General features: G+C 61.9%; 20 protein-coding genes. 13 read left to right on the forward strand and 7 right to left on the reverse strand.

What is annotated here, in order from left to right; translation table 11 throughout:
- Genes kdsB through J0W34_RS12780 form a run of 5 tightly spaced genes read right to left on the reverse strand, consistent with a single transcriptional unit; the run spans position 1 to position 2,999 of the window.
- Complete coding sequence (gene kdsB, locus J0W34_RS12760; protein ID WP_230969036.1) at positions 1 to 777, reverse strand: 3-deoxy-manno-octulosonate cytidylyltransferase; 777 nt, start codon at positions 775 to 777, stop codon at positions 1 to 3.
- The gene (locus J0W34_RS12765; protein WP_230969037.1) at positions 774 to 959 is read right to left on the reverse strand and encodes a Trm112 family protein; all 186 of its coding nucleotides are present in this window, start codon (positions 957 to 959) and stop codon (positions 774 to 776) included. Before J0W34_RS12765 ends, kdsB begins: the two co-directional genes overlap by 4 nt.
- On the reverse strand, positions 940 to 1,956 hold the full coding sequence (gene lpxK / locus J0W34_RS12770; RefSeq protein ID WP_230969038.1) for a tetraacyldisaccharide 4'-kinase: 1,017 nt from the start codon (positions 1,954 to 1,956) through the stop codon (positions 940 to 942). Before lpxK ends, J0W34_RS12765 begins: the two co-directional genes overlap by 20 nt.
- 4 nt (positions 1,957 to 1,960) lie before the next feature.
- Positions 1,961 to 2,380 (reverse strand): ExbD/TolR family protein, encoded by a 420-nt coding sequence (locus J0W34_RS12775; RefSeq protein WP_230969039.1) that lies wholly within the window; start codon positions 2,378 to 2,380, stop codon positions 1,961 to 1,963.
- Between the two features lie 10 nt (positions 2,381 to 2,390).
- Positions 2,391 to 2,999: a MotA/TolQ/ExbB proton channel family protein gene (locus J0W34_RS12780; protein ID WP_227814144.1), complete on the reverse strand. Its 609-nt coding sequence runs from the start codon at positions 2,997 to 2,999 to the stop codon at positions 2,391 to 2,393.
- Between the two features lie 357 nt (positions 3,000 to 3,356).
- Between J0W34_RS12780 and xseA the strand changes: the two genes are divergently transcribed.
- The 5 genes from xseA (at position 3,357) to J0W34_RS12805 (ending at position 7,056) form a co-directional block, all read left to right on the forward strand.
- Complete coding sequence (gene xseA / locus J0W34_RS12785; protein ID WP_230969040.1) at positions 3,357 to 4,721, forward strand: exodeoxyribonuclease VII large subunit; 1,365 nt, start codon at positions 3,357 to 3,359, stop codon at positions 4,719 to 4,721.
- An 89-nt stretch (positions 4,722 to 4,810) separates the two neighbouring features.
- The gene (locus tag J0W34_RS12790) at positions 4,811 to 5,395 is read left to right on the forward strand and encodes a superoxide dismutase (protein WP_230969041.1); all 585 of its coding nucleotides are present in this window, start codon (positions 4,811 to 4,813) and stop codon (positions 5,393 to 5,395) included.
- 121 nt (positions 5,396 to 5,516) lie between these two features.
- Positions 5,517 to 6,125, forward strand: coding sequence for a sigma-70 family RNA polymerase sigma factor (locus J0W34_RS12795; protein ID WP_227814141.1), 609 nt, complete (start codon positions 5,517 to 5,519; stop codon positions 6,123 to 6,125).
- Entirely contained in the window at positions 6,119 to 6,313 is a 195-nt protein-coding gene (locus J0W34_RS12800) for a zf-HC2 domain-containing protein (RefSeq protein WP_227814140.1), read from the forward strand. Before J0W34_RS12795 ends, J0W34_RS12800 begins: the two co-directional genes overlap by 7 nt.
- Entirely contained in the window at positions 6,310 to 7,056 is a 747-nt protein-coding gene (locus J0W34_RS12805) for a pseudouridine synthase (protein ID WP_227814139.1), read from the forward strand. The genes J0W34_RS12800 and J0W34_RS12805 overlap by 4 nt, the downstream gene beginning before the upstream one ends.
- A gap of 19 nt (positions 7,057 to 7,075) precedes the next feature.
- Here J0W34_RS12805 and J0W34_RS12810 read toward each other — a convergent pair whose 3' ends face one another.
- Entirely contained in the window at positions 7,076 to 7,312 is a 237-nt protein-coding gene (locus J0W34_RS12810; protein ID WP_227814138.1) for a hypothetical protein, read from the reverse strand.
- Positions 7,313 to 7,578: 266 nt separating this feature from the next.
- On the opposite strand from J0W34_RS12810, the gene arsS reads away from it, so the two are divergent.
- The 5 genes from arsS to J0W34_RS12835 all read left to right on the forward strand — a co-directional run bounded on the left by arsS (position 7,579) and on the right by J0W34_RS12835 (position 13,463).
- Entirely contained in the window at positions 7,579 to 8,544 is a 966-nt protein-coding gene (gene arsS / locus J0W34_RS12815) for an arsenosugar biosynthesis radical SAM (seleno)protein ArsS (RefSeq protein ID WP_230969042.1), read from the forward strand.
- A gap of 16 nt (positions 8,545 to 8,560) precedes the next feature.
- Positions 8,561 to 9,961 carry a sodium:solute symporter family transporter gene (locus J0W34_RS12820; protein ID WP_230969043.1) on the forward strand — a complete coding sequence of 467 codons (1,401 nt, stop codon included), beginning with the start codon at positions 8,561 to 8,563 and terminating at the stop codon, positions 9,959 to 9,961.
- Complete coding sequence (locus J0W34_RS12825) at positions 9,958 to 10,881, forward strand: hypothetical protein (protein WP_230969044.1); 924 nt, start codon at positions 9,958 to 9,960, stop codon at positions 10,879 to 10,881. The genes J0W34_RS12820 and J0W34_RS12825 overlap by 4 nt, the downstream gene beginning before the upstream one ends.
- Before the next feature lie 74 nt (positions 10,882 to 10,955).
- Complete coding sequence (locus tag J0W34_RS12830; RefSeq protein ID WP_230969045.1) at positions 10,956 to 11,909, forward strand: sensor domain-containing diguanylate cyclase; 954 nt, start codon at positions 10,956 to 10,958, stop codon at positions 11,907 to 11,909.
- A 183-nt stretch (positions 11,910 to 12,092) separates the two neighbouring features.
- A complete protein-coding gene (locus J0W34_RS12835) occupies positions 12,093 to 13,463 on the forward strand; it encodes a carbohydrate porin (protein ID WP_230969046.1) in 1,371 nt (456 codons plus the stop codon).
- Between the two features lie 66 nt (positions 13,464 to 13,529).
- On the opposite strand, the gene infA is transcribed toward J0W34_RS12835, so the two are convergent.
- Positions 13,530 to 13,769: a translation initiation factor IF-1 gene (gene infA, locus J0W34_RS12840; RefSeq protein WP_227814132.1), complete on the reverse strand. Its 240-nt coding sequence runs from the start codon at positions 13,767 to 13,769 to the stop codon at positions 13,530 to 13,532.
- Positions 13,770 to 14,223: 454 nt separating this feature from the next.
- Between infA and J0W34_RS12845 the strand changes: the two genes are divergently transcribed.
- From J0W34_RS12845 to J0W34_RS12855, 3 genes are read left to right on the forward strand one after another with little or no spacing between them, the layout of a single operon-like run.
- Positions 14,224 to 16,389, forward strand: coding sequence for an FAD-dependent oxidoreductase (locus J0W34_RS12845; RefSeq protein WP_230969047.1), 2,166 nt, complete (start codon positions 14,224 to 14,226; stop codon positions 16,387 to 16,389).
- Positions 16,386 to 17,195: a DUF547 domain-containing protein gene (locus J0W34_RS12850; protein ID WP_230969048.1), complete on the forward strand. Its 810-nt coding sequence runs from the start codon at positions 16,386 to 16,388 to the stop codon at positions 17,193 to 17,195. Before J0W34_RS12845 ends, J0W34_RS12850 begins: the two co-directional genes overlap by 4 nt.
- A complete protein-coding gene (locus J0W34_RS12855; RefSeq protein WP_230969049.1) occupies positions 17,185 to 17,919 on the forward strand; it encodes a DUF1223 domain-containing protein in 735 nt (244 codons plus the stop codon). Before J0W34_RS12850 ends, J0W34_RS12855 begins: the two co-directional genes overlap by 11 nt.
- The last annotated feature ends 6 nt before the right edge of the window (positions 17,920 to 17,925 follow it).

Consider the following 17,925-nt stretch of genomic DNA (forward strand, 5'->3'; position numbering starts at 1 on the left):
TTACTCGGAAAGCCCCTCACGGTCAAACATCCGGCTGACCCGCTCGAGGTCTTCCGGAGTATCCACCCCCGGCGCCGGCGGAAGTGCCACCGTGAGGACATGAATCCGTTCGCCATGCCACATGGCCCGCAGCTGCTCGAGCGCCTCCCACTGTTCGACGGGAGCAGGCGCCATTGAGGTATAGCGACGCAGAAAGCCAGCCCGGTAGGCGTAAATGCCGATATGACGCAGCACCCCAAGCCCGGCAGGGATGGCGTCACGATTCTGGGCATATGCGTCACGCGCCCACGGGATGGGCGCACGCGAGAAATACATCGCCCGACTGGCTGCATCGGTCACCACCTTGACCACGTTCGGATTGAAAACATCGTCAGCCGAATCGATCGGATGTGCCGCGGTGGCAATCGCGGCGTCAGGATCGGCGGCCAGTGCCTCGGCCACCCCCCGCACAAGCGCCACATCAATGAGCGGCTCGTCACCCTGAACGTTCACCACGATGCTCTCATCCGCCCAGCCGCGCTGTTCGACCACCTCGGCAAGACGATCGGTACCAGTGGGATGGTCTGCGCGCGTCATCGACACCTGACCACCGGCCGAGGTGACTGCATGCGCCACGCCATCATGGTCGGTGGCGACCCAGGTCTCGTCAGCGCCAGAACCGGCCACACGCTCGAGCACGCGCACGATCATGGGCTTGCCGGCGATGTCGGCCAGCGGTTTTCCCGGCAGACGGCTCGACGCGTAGCGCGCCGGAATGACCAGCTTGAAAGCGCTCACGCGTCCTCGCCTTCAGACGCATCCAGCTCGCGCGCTTCATCCTCCAGCATCACGGGAATGTCGTCGCGAATCGGATAGGCCAGACGACACGGTTGGCAGACCAACTCCTGTTCGGCCTTGCGGTACTCAAGAGCGCCCTTGCAAACAGGGCAGACGAGAATTTCAAGCAGCTTGGCGTCCATGGCGATCCAGTGAGTCGAGAATGGGCTGCAGCGCAGCCTCGGAAATTCGGGCGCTGACCGGAAACACCCAAGTGTCGGCCGGCGCGAACGGCGCACATTTTACCGCATCCTTCTCCGTGAGCAGGATCGGTTCGCCCGGCTCGAAGGCCAGATCTTCAGGCACATACTCATGATGATCAGGGAACGGGTGCGGGACGACGTCCAGCCCCATCGCGCACAACTGGTCGAAGAAACGCTCGGGCCGGCCGATGCCTGCCACGGCATGCACGCGACGCCCCGCAAAATCGGCGGCCAAACGCCGCTCGGCACGGTTGGAGATTGCTTCGAAATGCGTTCCATCGAGCGTCATCGACACCTGTGGCACATCAGGCAGTCGCGCCATCAGCTTGTCGGACACCCTTCCGTGCACCACCAGTACCGAAGCCTCTCCAAGGCGGGCGACCGGCTCACGCAAGGGCCCGGCGGGCAAGAGCCAGCCATTGCCGAGCACCTGTTCGTCCACCACCACCACTTGAGCATCACGTGCCATGGCCAGGTGTTGCAGGCCGTCGTCGCTGATGACCACATCGACCGCTGGACACGCCGCCAGGAGGTGCCGAATCGCTTCGGCCCGATCAGCGCCAACGACCACGGGCACGCCGGTCAGCTGTGCGAGCAAGCGCGGTTCATCACCGACCGACGCGGGCGTGTCCCCCGATGCCACGATGCGGATGGCGTCGTCCTTGCGGCCATAGCCTCGACTGACGATGCCCGGCGACCAGCCACGCGCTTCGAGCGCGCTCGCCAGCCACACCACCACCGGGGTTTTGCCACTGCCGCCAACCGCAATATTGCCAACGACGACGACAGGCACCGGCGAGCGCCGAGACTTGAGCACGCCCAGCCGATAGCACAGGCGCCTGAGGCCTGAGAGCAAGAGAAAAACGAGGGAGACCGGCCACAGCAGCAGGGCCCAACCGGAACGCTGCTGCCAGAACGCCGGCCTGTTCGCCGCCACCGATTTACTCGTCGTTGCGGGTCGCGAAGGTGATCTTGGCCAGCCCGACCCGCTGCGCTGCCTGCAACACATCGATGGTCCGCTGGTGGGCCGATTTGGCATCCGCGTTGATGATGACCAGCGGCTCCGGCGTATTGGCCGGCACGGCACGGCCGAGCGCCGCCGCGATGCTGTCCACATCCCCCCCGACCACCGGCACTCGATTGACCAGCACATCGCCCTCGGCGGTCACGGCAACGTTCAACTCGTTGGGCTGGCCGTCCACTTCTTCAGCTGCCGCACTCGGCAGTGTGAGTTCCATGCCGGCGAATCGCGCATAGGTGGTGGTGAGCATCAGGAAAATGATGATCACCAGCAGCACATCGATGAGCGGAATCAGATTGATTTCCGGCTCTTCCTGGCGCCGGTTGGTCTGGAAGCGCATGGGGCCGCCCTTACCCGCGACGCTCGCCGTGGACGACTTCCACGAGCTTGATCGCCTGCTGCTCCATGTCGAGCACGAAGGTGTTGACCAGCGCGCGGAAGTGGCGCCAGAAGATCATCGCCGGAATGGCAATGATCAGACCGAACCCGGTGTTGTAGAGGGCCACGGAAATACCGTGGGCCAACTGTTGCGGGTTTGCCCCACCCGGCGTCTGAGACCCGAAGATCTCGATCATGCCCACGATGGTGCCGAACAGCCCCATGAGCGGGCTGATCGAAGCAATGGTGCCCAGCGTCGTCAGGAAACGCTCAAGGTCATGCACCACGGCACGACCGGCTTCCTCGATGGATTCCTTCATCACTTCCCGCGGGCTTTTCACGTTGCGCAGGCCCGCCGCCAGCACCTGTCCCAGAGGCGAGTGCGCCTGGACACGCTGAATCATGTCCGCGCTGACCCCATGGCGGCGCAGATCGGCAACAATTTTTTCGAGCAGTCCGCTGGGGACGATCTTGCTGCGTCGGAGAGTGATGGAGCGCTCGATAATGAGGGCTACGGCGATGACAGATGCAAACAGCAGCGGCCAGATGGGCCAACCGGCCGCCTTGATGATCTCGAACACGCGCGCTTACTCCCCCGAAAAATCGTTAAACCGAAATGCTATCGTTGATGGCCCGATTTCGTCCAGCACAGTGCAATATTCCATGAGAAACACGGGTAAACCCCGGCGGGATAAGGGCTTTGTGAAACCATCCACAAAAACTGTGGATAACTTTGTGGATGAACTCTGTGCGTAGAGGCTAAACCCGCTCCCCGTAAGGTTTTTTCCTACACCGACCAAAAATTAAGCAGAGATTAAAATTCATATATTTCAAACACTTAAGAAACACGAAATTTTCTTCATGAAAAAAGTGTTGCTGCATCGCAGCAAGTATTGACAAAGAAAACATGGTGTGGATTGACGCTAGAATTCGAACCCATGGAACCTGATGACACCCCACTTCCTTCGACCATCAGCGTCACGGAACTCAATCGCCTTGCCCGCGAGACACTCGAGACCCGCTTTCCCCCGCTATGGGTGCGCGGTGAAATCTCGAACTTCACTCGCGCGCCCTCCGGGCACATGTACTTCACCCTCAAGGATGCCGGCGCGCAAGTGCGCTGCACCCTGTGGCGCACCCGGGCACAACGATTGACCGTCACACCACGCGCCGGCATGCAGGTCGAGGCGCGGGCCACGGTCAGCCTGTACGAGCCTCGCGGTGACTACCAGCTCAACGTCGAAAGCCTTCGCGAAGCCGGTCGCGGCAACCTTCACGAAGCCTTCCTGCGCCTCAAGACCAAGCTCGACAACGAAGGTCTGTTTTCGCCAGAGATCAAGCGCGCGATCCCCCGCTATCCGGCGAGTCTTGCCGTGATTACCAGCCCACAGGCGGCCGCCTTGCGCGATATCATGGCCGCCCTCGCCCGTCGCGCCCCGAACCTGCCGGTCGAGTTGCTGCCGACGCCCGTCCAGGGAGAGGGTGCAGGCACTCACATCGCCGCGGCACTGGGCCAGATTCTCGCCATGCCCGAAGCAGCCCGTCCCGAACTGGTCCTGCTGGTGCGCGGTGGGGGCAGCCTCGAAGATCTGTGGTCATTCAACGAAGAAGTGGTCGCACGGGCGATCCGGGCCTGCCCGGTCCCCGTGATTGTGGGCGTGGGTCACGAGACGGATTTCACCATCGCGGATTTTGCGGCCGACTGCAGGGCCGCCACGCCGACCGCAGCCGCGGAGCTGGCGAGCGCAGGTTATGCAGAAGCAGCCGGCCGGCTGGCGCATCTCGAGATCGTGCTCCGCAGGGCCATGCGGCGCCAGCTCGACACGGCCCACCAGCGACTCGACCGTCAGTCCCTGAGACTGATTCACCCCCGTGACCGTGTGGCGCGGTCACGCAAGGAGCTCGCGGCACAGGCGCTGCGACTGCGTCAGGCCCTGACCCAGCGCATGCGACAGCACACCACCACGCTCGCGTTTGTGGAACGCCGGCTCCGGAACCAGAAACCCGAGCTGTCAGGTCTGCAAAAACAGCTTGAACGCACGGGCGATGCCATTGTCACACGCATGTCCCGACACCTGTCTTCACGCCGGGAACGGCTGAGCGCGCTGGCCGCATCGCTGGACCATCTCAATCCGGAAGCGGTCCTCTCGCGCGGCTACAGCATTGCCCGTGATCATCACGGGCGCATCTTGCGCGATGCAGCACAAGTGACCGCCGGGGAAAATATCCGGGTCCAGTTGCACCAAGGCGAGATTGATGCGACCGTTTCGGACATTCGCGCTGCAACGCAAAAGCGCGAATGAGACCGTTCGCCGGTTGCGAGAAGTTTTGATTCCCGACTAGAATGGTCGGGTTATAGAGTTACCGTCCAATTGCCAACAAGGAGAGACGAATGGAACACGTTCTGCCCGAACTGCCGTATGCCAAGGATGCACTGGCTCCGCACATTTCTGCCGAGACCCTCGAGTTTCATTACGGCAAGCACCACCAGGCCTATGTGACCAATCTGAACAACCTGATCAAGGGCACCGAGTACGAAAGCCTGGATCTGGAAGCCATCATCAAGAAAGCACCGGCTGGTGGCGTGTTCAACAACTCGGCACAGGTCTGGAACCACACCTTCTTCTGGAACAGCATGTCGCCCAACGGCGGCGGTGAGCCCTCCGGCGCACTGGCCGATGCCATCAAGGCCAAGTGGGGCTCCTATGAAGATTTCAAGAAAGCTTTCACGGCGTCGGCCACCGGCAACTTCGGTTCCGGCTGGACCTGGCTGGTCAAGAAGACTGATGGCAGCGTCGACATCGTCAATACCACGGCTGCCGGCACGCCCCTGACCACCGACGACACCGCCCTGCTCTGTATCGACGTGTGGGAACACGCCTACTACATCGATTACCGTAACCGTCGTCCCGATTTCGTGGCCACGTTCCTGAACAGCCTGATCAACTGGGACTTCGCTGCCAAGAACTTTGCCTGATCGGCACCGTTCGAATCGCGAAAAAGCCGTGGCAATCCGCCACGGCTTTTTTGTTGCGCAACGTCACCGGCTGACGACGCGTTTGATATGATCGCAATCCTCGTGTGCCAGGAGAGCTTTCTTGGATACTGCCAAAGCCGAAACACCGGTCACGCCGGAAGCACTCGAAGCGCTGCGCACCGACATGTTGCGCTTCGCCACGATGCAGCTTCGCGACAGTCACCTGGCTGAAGACCTGGTGCAGGACACCATGATGACCGCGCTGGCCAAGGCGTCGCAATTTGCGGGGCGCTCGACGCTCAAGACATGGGTATTCACGATCCTGCGCAATAACGTCATCGATGCGATTCACAAGCGCGCCCGGACGGTCAGCGCGTCGGACTACGCGCTTGAAGGCGAGAGTCTGGACGCGACCTTCGATCACCTCTTCAAGGAAAACGATCACTGGACCCCGGCAGCGAAACCCCAGGAATGGAGCCAGCCCGACGCGGCCATGGAAGAACAGCAGTTCTGGGCCGTCTTCGATGCGTGCATGGATCATCTGCCGGAAAACACCGCTCGCGTGTTCATGATGCGCGAGGTGCTCGAACTATCGAGCCAGGAGATCTGCGAGACCCTGTCCATCAGCACGAGTAACTGTCACGTCATCCTGCATCGTGCTCGCATCGCCCTGCGCAAGTGCCTCGAAGGCAACTGGTTCTCCGATGACGCGGGGTGCGCCACATGCTGAGCTGCAAGGAAGCCACGCACCTCATGTCCGTTGCCCAGGAGCGCCCCCTGTCGGTCAGCGAGAAGATGCAGCTCAAGATGCACCTCATGCTGTGCAACGGCTGTGCGCGCTTTCAGACACAAATGGCTTTCATCCGCCGGGCCTGCAAGGGTTACCTGAAGCGCAACGGTTTCAAAGACGACGCGTGAGCTGCGACGCTCAACAGGATGAATTGCCGATCCTGTACCGCGACCCTTGGATCGTTGCTGTCCACAAACCCTCGGGCCTGCTCGTTCATCGCTCGGAAATCGATCGTCACGAGACCCGGTTCGCGGTGCAGCTGCTACGCGACCAGATCGGTCAGCGGGTGTGGCCGGCCCATCGGCTCGATCGCGGCACCTCCGGCGCACTGATCTTTGCGCTCGATCCGGTCACCGCCGGTGCACTGGGCAAGCAGTTCGAGGCACAGCAGGTCCGCAAGCGCTATCTCGCCGTGGTCAGGGGCCATCCGCCAGCGTCAGGCAGCATCGATCATGCCCTTGCGCGAAAGCACGACGCGCGTGACTGGCGCGACCCCAGAAGCACGGCAGAAGCGCCGCAAGCGGCAGTGACCGACTTTCGTACGCTGGCCACCGTCGAACTGCCGTTCCAGGTCGACCGCTACCCGACCAGCCGCTATGCACTGGTCGCGCTGGAACCACACACCGGTCGCCAACACCAGATCCGGCGCCACCTCAAGCATATTGCGCATCCGATCATTGGCGATGCCACCTATGGCAAGGGCCGGCACAACCGCATGTTTGCCGAACGGCTGGGCAGCAATCGCCTGCTACTGGCGTGCACACATCTGAGCGTGACTCATCCGCACAGCGGGGCGTCGGTCAGCATCGACGCCCCTTTGGCCCCGGAGTTTGCCGATCTGCTCGCGCAGCTCGGTTGGTCTCCGGGCTGACTGGAACGGATCACGGCACTCACTCGTGCAGCGGGAAGGAATACACCGGATCGTCTGCCTGGATGTAACGCAGGGAGCGCCATTCGCGAATCGTTTCGACCGCGATTTCGAACTCCTGGTATGACAGGGAATCCAACCGTGACAGATCGAAGGTCTGCCCTTTTTCGAGGGCTTCGAGCAATTCGCGGAAGACAGACGATGAGGCGGGGGCATCCGGATTCGCCAGTTGGGCGCGGACATGTTGGAGGTTGAACATCTGACGCTCCTGATCAAGCAGTTTCTCGACATCTCGAGGACACTGTCTCCTTCGCCTTCTTGCGAGGCCTGACGCCAATTTACCCCTTTGAGGCCCCAAGCGAGTTAAGTTTTTGTGACACCCACATCAGTCAATTGAATGACGATGGCAAGCTCGAGTCCGCCTCCGGCGTCCCCCTCTTGTAAGTATTTCGACGACACCACGGTCAAAGCTCTCAAGACACGAAAATAACGCCCGACACGGGCTTGAACCGACAAGGATCCGGCATGCTAGCGACTCTCCCCCTGCTTCGAAAAACAGCCTTTCCGGCGCTTCAGCGTGCCCGTATCGATACCCTTCAGGTCAATCTGGGCTATCGATGCAATCAGACCTGTCTTCACTGCCACGTCAATGCCGGCCCGAATCGCACAGAGGAAATGGACAGCGAGACGGTTGATCTGGTCATCGATTTTCTGGCGGCGAATCCGGGCATCAAGACCCTCGACCTGACCGGCGGGGCACCGGAACTCAACCCCCATTTCCGCCGCCTCGTCTCGGCGGCGAACGCCAATGAGGTCAGGGTGATCGACCGATGCAACCTCACCATTCTGAGCGAGCCCGGCCAGGAAGACCTCGCGACCTTCCTCGCCGAGCACAAGGTCGACATCGTCGCCTCACTGCCCTGCTACCTGGAAGACAATGTCAATGCCCAGCGTGGCAAGGGGGTTTTCGACGCCTCCATCGCCGGGCTGAAGATGCTCAATGCGCTCGGCTATGGCCGCCCGGACAGCGGTCTGGTGCTCAACCTGGTCTATAACCCGCAGGGCCCCAGCCTGCCCCCGGCCCAGACCGAGCTTGAGCGCGCGTACAAGACACATCTTGGTGAGCAGCTCGGCGTCGTTTTCAACGAGTTGTTCACGCTGGCCAACATGCCCATCCAGCGCTTCGGTTCAACCCTGCTCTCCCACGGCCGCTTCAACGAATACATGCGTCTGCTGCAGAGCGCCCATCGCGACGAGAACCTCCCTGGCGTCATGTGCCGCAGCCAGTTGAGCGTGGACTGGCGTGGCCATCTCTTCGATTGTGATTTCAACCAGATGCTTGACCTGCCGGTCACAGCCCGGGACGGACGACCGCTACACCTGAGCGAAATCAGCGCTGCCCAGCTCGAAGGTGGCGACATCGTGGTCGCGGGTCACTGCTACGGTTGCACCGCGGGGCAGGGCTCCAGCTGCGGCGGCGCGCTGGGCTGATCGGAGGAAGCGGATCATGAACCAGTCCAGTGATTTCCAGGGTGTCTTTTTCTGGGGCTTTCTCATCGTCTTCGGGGTGGTGATGTACGCCATTTCCCCGCGGGTCAAGGACGAGGGTGGCTTCTTCCGGGGCACTGACGCCGACGGTCGCCCCGCCTCGAGCTGGGCACTGATGATGAGCATCTTCATCAGCTGGATCTTCGCCAAGTCGGTCACCAACGCTGCCAACCTTGGCGCCGCGTACGGCGTCGTCGGCGGCCTTGCCTATGCCACCTACTGGCTGTCGATCCCGTTCGCCGGGTGGGTCATTTACCGTTTGCGCACGCGCGAGGGGGCCACCGGATTGGTGAGCTTCCTGATGGGCAAATACGGCCGTGGGGCAGCGCTGGCCTTCTCCGCTGCCATTCTGATCCGCCTGTACAACGAAGTGTGGAGTAACACCGCGGTGGTCGGGGGCTACTACGGGGAGGCCGGCTCTGCAGCCTTCATTGGCGCGGCCCTGCTCTTCACCCTGGCCGTGCTGGTCTATAGCCTCAAGGGCGGGCTGCGCAGTTCGATCTTCACCGACGTGATTCAGGCCGTGGTGTTCGTGCTGTTCCTCGGTCTCGTGCTCATCTGGATCGTGCCCGAGCATGGTGCGACACGTCTGCTGACCGAGGGCGAGTTCGCGCTCGATGCCGGTGCCGATCTGCTTCTGGTGGCCTTGCTTCAGGTGCTCTCCTACCCCTTCCACGATCCGGTGCTGACCGACCGCGGGTTCATCACCCGCGAAAAAACCATGCTGAAGGCCTTCGTGGTTGCCGGCGTGCTCGGGTTTCTGGCCATTCTCGCGTTCAGCCTGGTCGGGGTGCATGCCCGCCTCGAAGGAATCGCAGCCAACGGCAATGCCCCCGCCCAGGTGGCGCGCGTGCTTGGCACGGCCGGCTTCTTCGCCATGGCCGTGGTCATGATTTCGTCGGCCGCTTCAACGCTGGACTCCACGTTTACATCTCTGTCCAAGTCAGTGGCCCATGAGTTACCGCTGCTGGCCGGTCGCACCCCGGGCCAACGCGCGATTCGCAATGGCGTCGTCACCATGACCCTGTTCGCGCTGCTGGGCAACCTGCCGATGATCGCCGGGACCGATATTCTCAAGGCGACCACCCTGTCGGGCACGATGGTCATCGGCTTGGCACCCGTGTTCCTGCTCTCCCGCTGGGTATCGCATTCGCCCCTGTCCTTCCATCTTTCTTTCTGGACCGGCATGGGGCTGGGCATCCTGCTGGCACTGGGCCAGATTCCGGCCGGCTGGGCCATTGGCGAAGGCAAGTACGGCCTGTTGCTGGGGACCAACCTCTATGGGCTCACCCTGTGCACCGTGGGTTTTCTCGCCCCGCTCGCCCTGGGGCTGCATCGTCCGCGGACGCAAGCGGCATGAGTGGCGCCGGCCGCAGCTGCCCGCTTCGCTATCGCTATGGCCCGGCGGCCATTGCGAACGCGCACGCAGAGGCCCTCGACACGCTCTACGTGGTTGGGGGGCTCTATGGCAATCCGTTCGCGCTCCGTGCGGTGGACGCGCTCCTGGCCAAAGAGACGGGCTCACCGCGCGTGTGCTTCAACGGTGATTTCAACTGGTTCAACGTGGGCGACGAAGACTTTCGTCAGATCAACAACACGGTACTGAAGCACGATGCCACCCTAGGCAATGTCGAGGCCGAACTCTTCGGGCCGGACGATGAAACAGGCTGCGGTTGTGCCTACCCGGACACCGTGAGTGACGAGGTGGTCGCCCGTTCCAACCGGATTCACGCCCGACTCAGACGCACGGCACAGGGCCATCCGGACGTGCTCAGACAACTCGAGACGCTGCCCATGGTACGTCGCTATCGCGTGGGCAACCTGACGGTCGGCGTGGTCCATGGTGACGCTCAAAGCCTCGCCGGTTGGGATTTCGATGCTGCTCGTCTGGGGGACCCAAACACGCATGGCGCATTCACCGAGCTCTTTGATGCAGCCCGGGTCCAGGTCTTCGCCAGCAGCCACACCTGCCTGCCGGCATGCGCGCGTATCGGCCCGGGCCGGATCATCATCAACAACGGCGCCGCCGGCATGCCCAATTTCAAGGGTGAATTGCACGGTGTCGTGACCCGCATCAGCACCCGGCCATCACCCTGGTCAAACCTGTATGGCGTTGTCGAAGACACCATTCACATTGATGCCATTGCCCTGCGTTATGACAGCTCCGCCTGGACAGCGCATTTTCTCGCCCACTGGCCACCCGGCAGCGACGCTCACGGCTCCTACTACGAGCGCATCGCCTGCGGCCCAGAGCACACCGTCGCGCAAGCTCGCCCCTGATCCCCGGACAGTGCCGGTTCAAGTAAACGGATTTCATTGCCGTTAAGCCCCACAGAAGCGGCTAACTGCGAGCAATGATCGTGAAAGAAGCGCCACGACCTCCGAACGAAGACCTGCGCCTGAGCACCCTGAGGGCGCTCAACGTGCTCGATACCCCTCGAGAGGAGCGTTTCGACCGCTTGACCCGGCTCACGCGCAGGATGTTTCGCGTACCGATTGCCGCCATCAGCCTGATTGACGAAAACCGCCAGTGGTTGAAGTCCTGCATGGGCCTTGCCGCCCGCGAGACGCCCCGTGCCTATTCCTTCTGCGCGCACGCCATCCTGCACGACGACCCTTTGGTCGTCGAAGATGCACTGCATGACGAACGTTTTTTCGATAATCCGCTGGTGACCAGGGAGCCACGGGTCCGCTTCTACACCGGTTGTCCGATCAAGGCCGGCAACGGCTGCCGGCTCGGCACCCTGGCGATCATCGATCACGACCCTCGAGGCCTCACCGATGATGAGCGCAGCGCGCTCAAAGACCTCGCCGCCATGGTGGAGCGCGAGTTGCTCATCATGCACCCGAGCACGACGGACGAACTGACCGGCATTACCAATCGCAAAGGCTTTCTGGCAATGGCACAGCGCTGCCTCAGTCAGTGCATCCGTCATGGCATGTCAGCCACCCTGGTGATGTTTTCGCTCGACACGCAGTCCGATGCACATGGCCCCGAAGCGGAACTCGGCCTCACGACGTTTGCCGAGACCATGAAGGCCGGTTTTCGTGAATCGGACCTTTTCGCCCGGCTCGACTCAAACGAGTTCGCCCTCCTGCTCTCACACACGGGAGCTGACGGCGCCGGCAAGTGCGCCCAACGATTCACCGCCCTCATGAGTGCAGAGAACGTGGGCCTGCCGCCCGAAGCGCGTATCAACTTCCTCTGGGTGGCTGTCGAATTCGACCCTTCGCGCCACAACACCGTGGATGCCCTGCTGACCGAGGCGCGAAAGGCGGTTCATCAACAACGGCGACGCGGCGGCTGAACGGCTGCCGAACCCCCGCATTCTGGCTGCCGCAGGCAGTTTTCGACGGAACGGTCTCGCACCATGGAACACCTCCCGAACAAGATCGAGCGAAACCGACAGCCGGATTAGTTAACACGAATTGTTCGCATTTGCGTTATCATCCATAAAAACTTACGTATCCGCTCTTGGAGTACCTGTCTCATGACCCCGATTCGAACTGCCATCATGGCAGCACTTTGCGCAGCGCCCATGGCGGCCTCCGCCGCGCAGCCCAGCCAGCAAGAACTGATCGACATGCTGCAAAAACTCGCTGCCCGCGTCGAAAGCCTGGAACAACGCAACGCTGACCTTGAAGCCAGACTGAGCGAAACACCCTCAGCCGACTCGAATGCGCCGCTGGCAAAGCGCGTCGAAGCCCTTGAAACCGCTCAGGCCACGGGCGGCAGCGTCAACGAGTTTCTGTCCGGCATTGAAGTCGAGGGTAACGTGGTCGGTGTGATTCAGAGCGCCACCGCCGACGACCACGATGAAACACACACCAACTGGCGCGGCGATCTGGGCATCACCCTCCCGGCCGGTCAGGTGGGCAATTCCGTCGGGACCTTCTTTGTCCAGCTGCGTGCCGGTCAGGGCGAAGGCCCGAGCGAATTGCCCGCAACATTCACCGGCACGCTCAACACAGCCAGTTTTCAACAAGCCGACGTCAACGCAGCCAACGCGAACGCGATCATCGCGCAGGCCTTCTATCAGCTCGACACGGCCATTGGCGGTGCTGACAGCGGCCAGAATCTGGCCGTGACCGTCGGCAAGCAGGACCCCTTCGTTTTTTTCGACCAGAACGCCGCGGCCGACAACGAAGTCGAGAAGTTCATGAACAACGTATTCGTGCATAACCCGCTGCTGGACTCGGGCGGTGCCGTGGGTGCCGACGAATACGGTTTCACCCCCGGCCTTCGAGTGGCTTACAGCCAGGAAGGCGCTGGCTCCGGCTGGGGCGTCTCGGGCGCGGTATATGGCGCCGGTGACGGTGCCACCTTCGGGCGCAGCTTCACCCAGCCCTTCTACATCGCACAGGTGGAGTTCGGCCCGCGCGGTGAGGCGCGCGAAGGCAGCTACCGGGTCTATGCCTGGCACAACGGCCAGTACGAAGGTTTCGATGGCTCCGTCGGCAAGAACACCGGACTTGGCATCTCATTCGACCAGCAGGTCAGCGCGATGCTGACCCTCTTCGGTCGCTACGGGCACAATTTCTCAGGCAAAGTCGCTTTCGACCGGGCGCTGACGCTGGGCGGCGAATTCAGCGGCGCGGGCTGGGGACGCGACGACGACGGAATCGGTCTGGCCTGGGGCTGGCTGCGCTCATCGAAGGAATTCCGACGCACCTCCGCGAGCCTCCAGGACTATGGCTACGATGCCAGCGGTGCCGAGCAGGTGGCCGAGCTGTACTACCGCTACGCTGTCAACGACCACCTGTCACTCACGCCGGATCTGCAGTTCGTTCATCGCCCGGGCGCCAACGACGACGAAGACAGCATCTACGCCTTCGGCGTTCGCGCACTGTACGGCTTCTGAGCAGTTCGCGGCCCACAAACAAAAACGCCCGGCATTGCCGGGCGTTTTTGTTGAAGCTCATGCCGATCACGCAGCCGCGCGGCGAACTTCCTTGTGACGGTAGCAGATACGCGCCTTGGTCAGGTCATACGGTGACATTTCAAGGGTGACGCGATCGCCGGCGAGAATACGGATGCGGAACTTGCGCATTTTGCCGGACGCATAGGCCGCGACGTCCATGCCGTTGTCCAGTTTCACGAGGAAACGGGCATCACGCAGCACTTCCTCGACCGTACCTTCGAATTGGATCAGATCTTCTTTTGCCATGGCTTTGCTCTCCTTAATTTGAATACGAGTTGATCTCCTCTCCAACGGCAAGGCGCGAAAAGAGATCTGCGCGTCTCGCAAACGGCGGGACACGCGGTCAAACAGTGACGCAGGCAGTTGCGGCTCGACGCCGGCAACCGACAGACAGAGCGGAACGACTTCCAGCTCTTGTGGGGCGGGACTGAACCCGACTCAGATCGCCTGGATGCCGGGCATGCAAACCCGTACCGGCGAAAAAGACAGCACCTCTCGGTACCCGGTGCGCACTACCATCACACAGTGACATAGCGCGGCATTGATAAGGGGCTCATTCTACAGGATTTTGTGCGCAGCAAAAAGTCCTGCTTGAATTTTCTGTGTGAATGATGTCAGGTTTTGCGCCTCCGGGCAGTCTATTGAGTCAGAGCAACAAAAACCACGAACCGAACACTGCACAGGGAGCCGGACAACGGCCATGGACAAGAAAAAACTCGGACTCATCTTTGTGCTCGCACTGCTGATCGCGAGCTACTTCATTTTCGACCTGGGGCGCTTCTTCAGCCTTGACTATTTCAAGGCGCAGCAAGCGGCCATTGAAGCCTACCGCGCGGAGAACCCCGTGCTGACGGCCGGCCTGTTCTTCCTCATCTACGTCGTCGTCACCGCCCTGTCCTTTCCGGGGGCTGCGGTACTGACCTTGGTGGCCGGCGCGATCTTCGGCCTGTGGTGGGGCGTGCTGATCGTCTCGTTCGCTTCTTCCATCGGCGCCACGCTCGCCTTTCTGGCCTCGCGTTTTCTGCTGCGCGACTGGGTGCAGAAGCGCTTCGGCGACCGTCTCAAGGCCATCAACACGGGTGTCGAGAGAGAAGGCGGCTTCTACCTCTTTACCCTGCGCCTGGTACCGGCGTTTCCCTTCTTCGTCATCAATCTGGTGATGGGACTGACACCGATTCGCACCACCACGTTCTACTGGGTCAGTCAGCTCGGCATGTTGGCCGGCACGCTGGTCTATGTGAATGCCGGCACGCAACTCGGGCAGATCGAGTCGCTGGCGGGCATCCTCTCGCCGGGGCTGGTGGGTTCGTTCGTGCTGCTGGGCATTTTCCCGCTGATCGCAAAGCGGATCGTGGCGACAGTCAAGGCGCGAAAGGTATTCGCCCGCTGGAGCGAGCGCAAGCCCTCGAGTTTCGATCGCAATCTGGTGGTGATCGGCGGCGGATCGGCGGGCCTCGTGACGGCTTACATTGCAGCTGCCGTCAAGTCGAAGGTGACGCTCGTCGAGCGGCACAAACTCGGTGGCGATTGCCTCAACACCGGGTGTGTGCCATCAAAGGCGCTGATCCGCTCGGCCAAGTTCCTGTCGCATGTGCAACGCGCCAGCGAGTTCGGCATCGACGCGGCGGAAGCCAAGGTGGACTTTGCGCGGGTCATGGAGCGCGTGCAGTCGGTGATCACTGCCATCGAGCCACATGATTCTGCAGAGCGCTATGAGGGGCTGGGCGTGGATGTGGTCGAAGGGTCGGCCCGCATTGTCTCGCCATGGCAGGTGGCGATCACCGAATCCGATGGAACGGTGCGCACACTGACCACCCGGTCGATCGTCATCGCCACCGGTGCGCGTCCCTTCGTGCCGCCGATTCCGGGCATTGATGAGGTGGGCTATCTGACCTCAGACACCCTCTGGAACCTGCGTGAGCAGCCGCGCCGCCTGCTGATTCTGGGCGGCGGTCCCATCGGCAGCGAATTGACACAAGCCTTTGCGCGGCTGGGCAGTCAGGTGACCCAGGTCGAGATGATGCCGCGCATCATGGCCCGCGAGGACGAAGACGTCTCCGAGGCCGTCATGGCGCGCTTCATCCGCGAGGGCATCGATGTGCGCATCGGCACCAAGGCCAAGGCCTTCACGGTCGAAGATGGCGAAAAAGTGCTGATTGCCGAACAGGATGGCCAAGAGGTGCGCATCCCCTTCGATCAGGTCATCGTGGCCCTCGGGCGTGCGGCCAACCTCACCGGTTTCGGATTGGAGGATCTGGGCATTCCGACCGGCAAGACGGTCGACACCAACGAATTTCTCCAGACCCTCTATCCCAATATCTATGCCGCAGGCGACGTGGCAGGCCCCTACCAGTTCACCCACACGGCGGCGCATCAGGCCTGGTACGCCGCGGTCAACGCGCTGTTCGACCCGTTCAAGACCTTCAAGGCCGATTACTCGGTCATCCCCTGGGCCACATTCGTCGAGCCGGAAGTGGCCCGGGTGGGTCTCAACGAGCAGGAGGCCCGCGAACAGGGCATTGAGTACGAACTCACCCGATTCGGCATCGACGATCTGGACCGCGCCATTGCCGACTCGGAAGCCCATGGATTCATCAAGGTGCTCACCGTACCGGGCAAGGACCGCATCCTGGGCGTCACCATCGTGGGCGAACACGCTGGGGACCTGATTGCCGAATACGTACTGGCCATGAAGCATGGCATCGGCCTGAACAAGATACTCGGCACGATTCATATCTATCCGACGCTCGCCGAAGCCAACAAGTACGTGGCCGGTGAGTGGAAACGTGCTCATGCCCCGCAGAAGCTACTCGAATGGGTCGAACGCTTTCACGCGTGGCGTCGCGGCGAGGGGAGCCAGAAATGAAATACATCCGCGCAGGTATTGCCGCACTGGCATTGAGTCTGTTCGCCCACGGCGCCCAGGCCTTCGATCACACACATCAGGCGTGGAACACGCTGCTGGGAAAACTCGTGGTGGTCAACAAACAGGGCACGGCATCGAGCGTCAAGTACGCGCAGGCCAAGCAGGACCATGCCGAACTGAAGGCGTATCTGGCCAGCCTCAGCGCGGTATCGCGTCAGGAATACGCCCCCTGGGCGAAGGACCAGAAACTCGCCTTTCTGATCAACGCGTACAACGCCTTCACCATTGAACTGATCCTGACTGAATACCCCAAACTGGATTCGATCAAGGACCTGGGCTCGTTCCTCGCGTCGCCCTGGAAGAAACCCTTCTTCGAGTTACTGGGCAAGAAGGAAACCCTCGACGGCATCGAGCACGAGCGCATTCGCGCGCCCGGCGCCTTCGATGATCCGCGCATCCATGCCGCCGTCGTCTGCGCCTCCATCGGCTGTCCGATGTTGCGCAACGAAGCCTACGTGGCGACACGGCTCGACGCCCAGCTTGAAGACCAGATGCAGCGCTTCCTGCGCGACCGCAGTCGCAACCGCTTCGATGCCGGGACCGGGACACTGCATGTATCGAAGATCTTCGACTGGTACGCGGGCGATTTCGACAAAGGGCATCGCGGTTTCGATTCACTCAAGGCCACCTTCGGCCATTACGCCGACGCCTTGGCAGACACGCCCGAAGAGGCCGCTCGGCTGCGCCGCGGCGACTTCACGATTGACTACCTGAACTACGACTGGAGGCTCAACGATGCGCGCTAGAACATGGATTGCCGCACTCGCCCTGATCAATGCAGCGCCCGCCGTCCTGGCCGGCACCTGCGAGGCCACGAGCGCTAAAACGCACACCCCCCTGGTCGAGCTCTATACCTCCGAAGGCTGCAGCTCCTGTCCGCCGGCAGACCGGTGGCTGAGCTCGCTCAAAGGGCGGGACAACGTGGTCGCCCTCGCCTTTCATGTGGACTACTGGGACTACATCGGCTGGAAGGATCGCTTTGCCGAACCGCGCAACAGTCAGCGTCAGCGCGACTGGGCGCGGCAGACCGGAGCGGGCACCATCTATACGCCTCAGGTGCTGGTGGACGGGCGCGACGCGCGCGCCTGGCGCGGCGGTGATCCGCTGTCCAGCGCGCAGACGAACGAACCGGCGACCGCACGCATCCATCTGCGTGCCGACAGCGGCGCAACAGGCACACGTCTGAATGCGCAGGTGAGCGCGCCGCCCGACCGCGCGGCCCGACTGATCGTGGCGCGCTTTGAACACGGGCACCAAAGTCGTGTCGAAGCGGGTGAAAACGACGGCCGCACGCTGCACCATGACTACGTGGTGCGGGACTGGGAGGTCCATGACCTGCCGGCATCGGGCACGCTGGACACGCAACTGCAGTTTCTCCCCGGCGAGCGCACCGGCGGTTTTGCCGCCTATGTCGAAGACGCCCGCACTGGCCGGATCCTTCAATCCGTCGCACTTGGCGACTGCTCCTGATATTTG

Origin of the sequence: Nitrogeniibacter aestuarii (assembly GCF_017309585.1) — a bacterium.
Classification (GTDB): Bacteria; Pseudomonadota; Gammaproteobacteria; order Burkholderiales; family Rhodocyclaceae; genus Nitrogeniibacter; species Nitrogeniibacter aestuarii.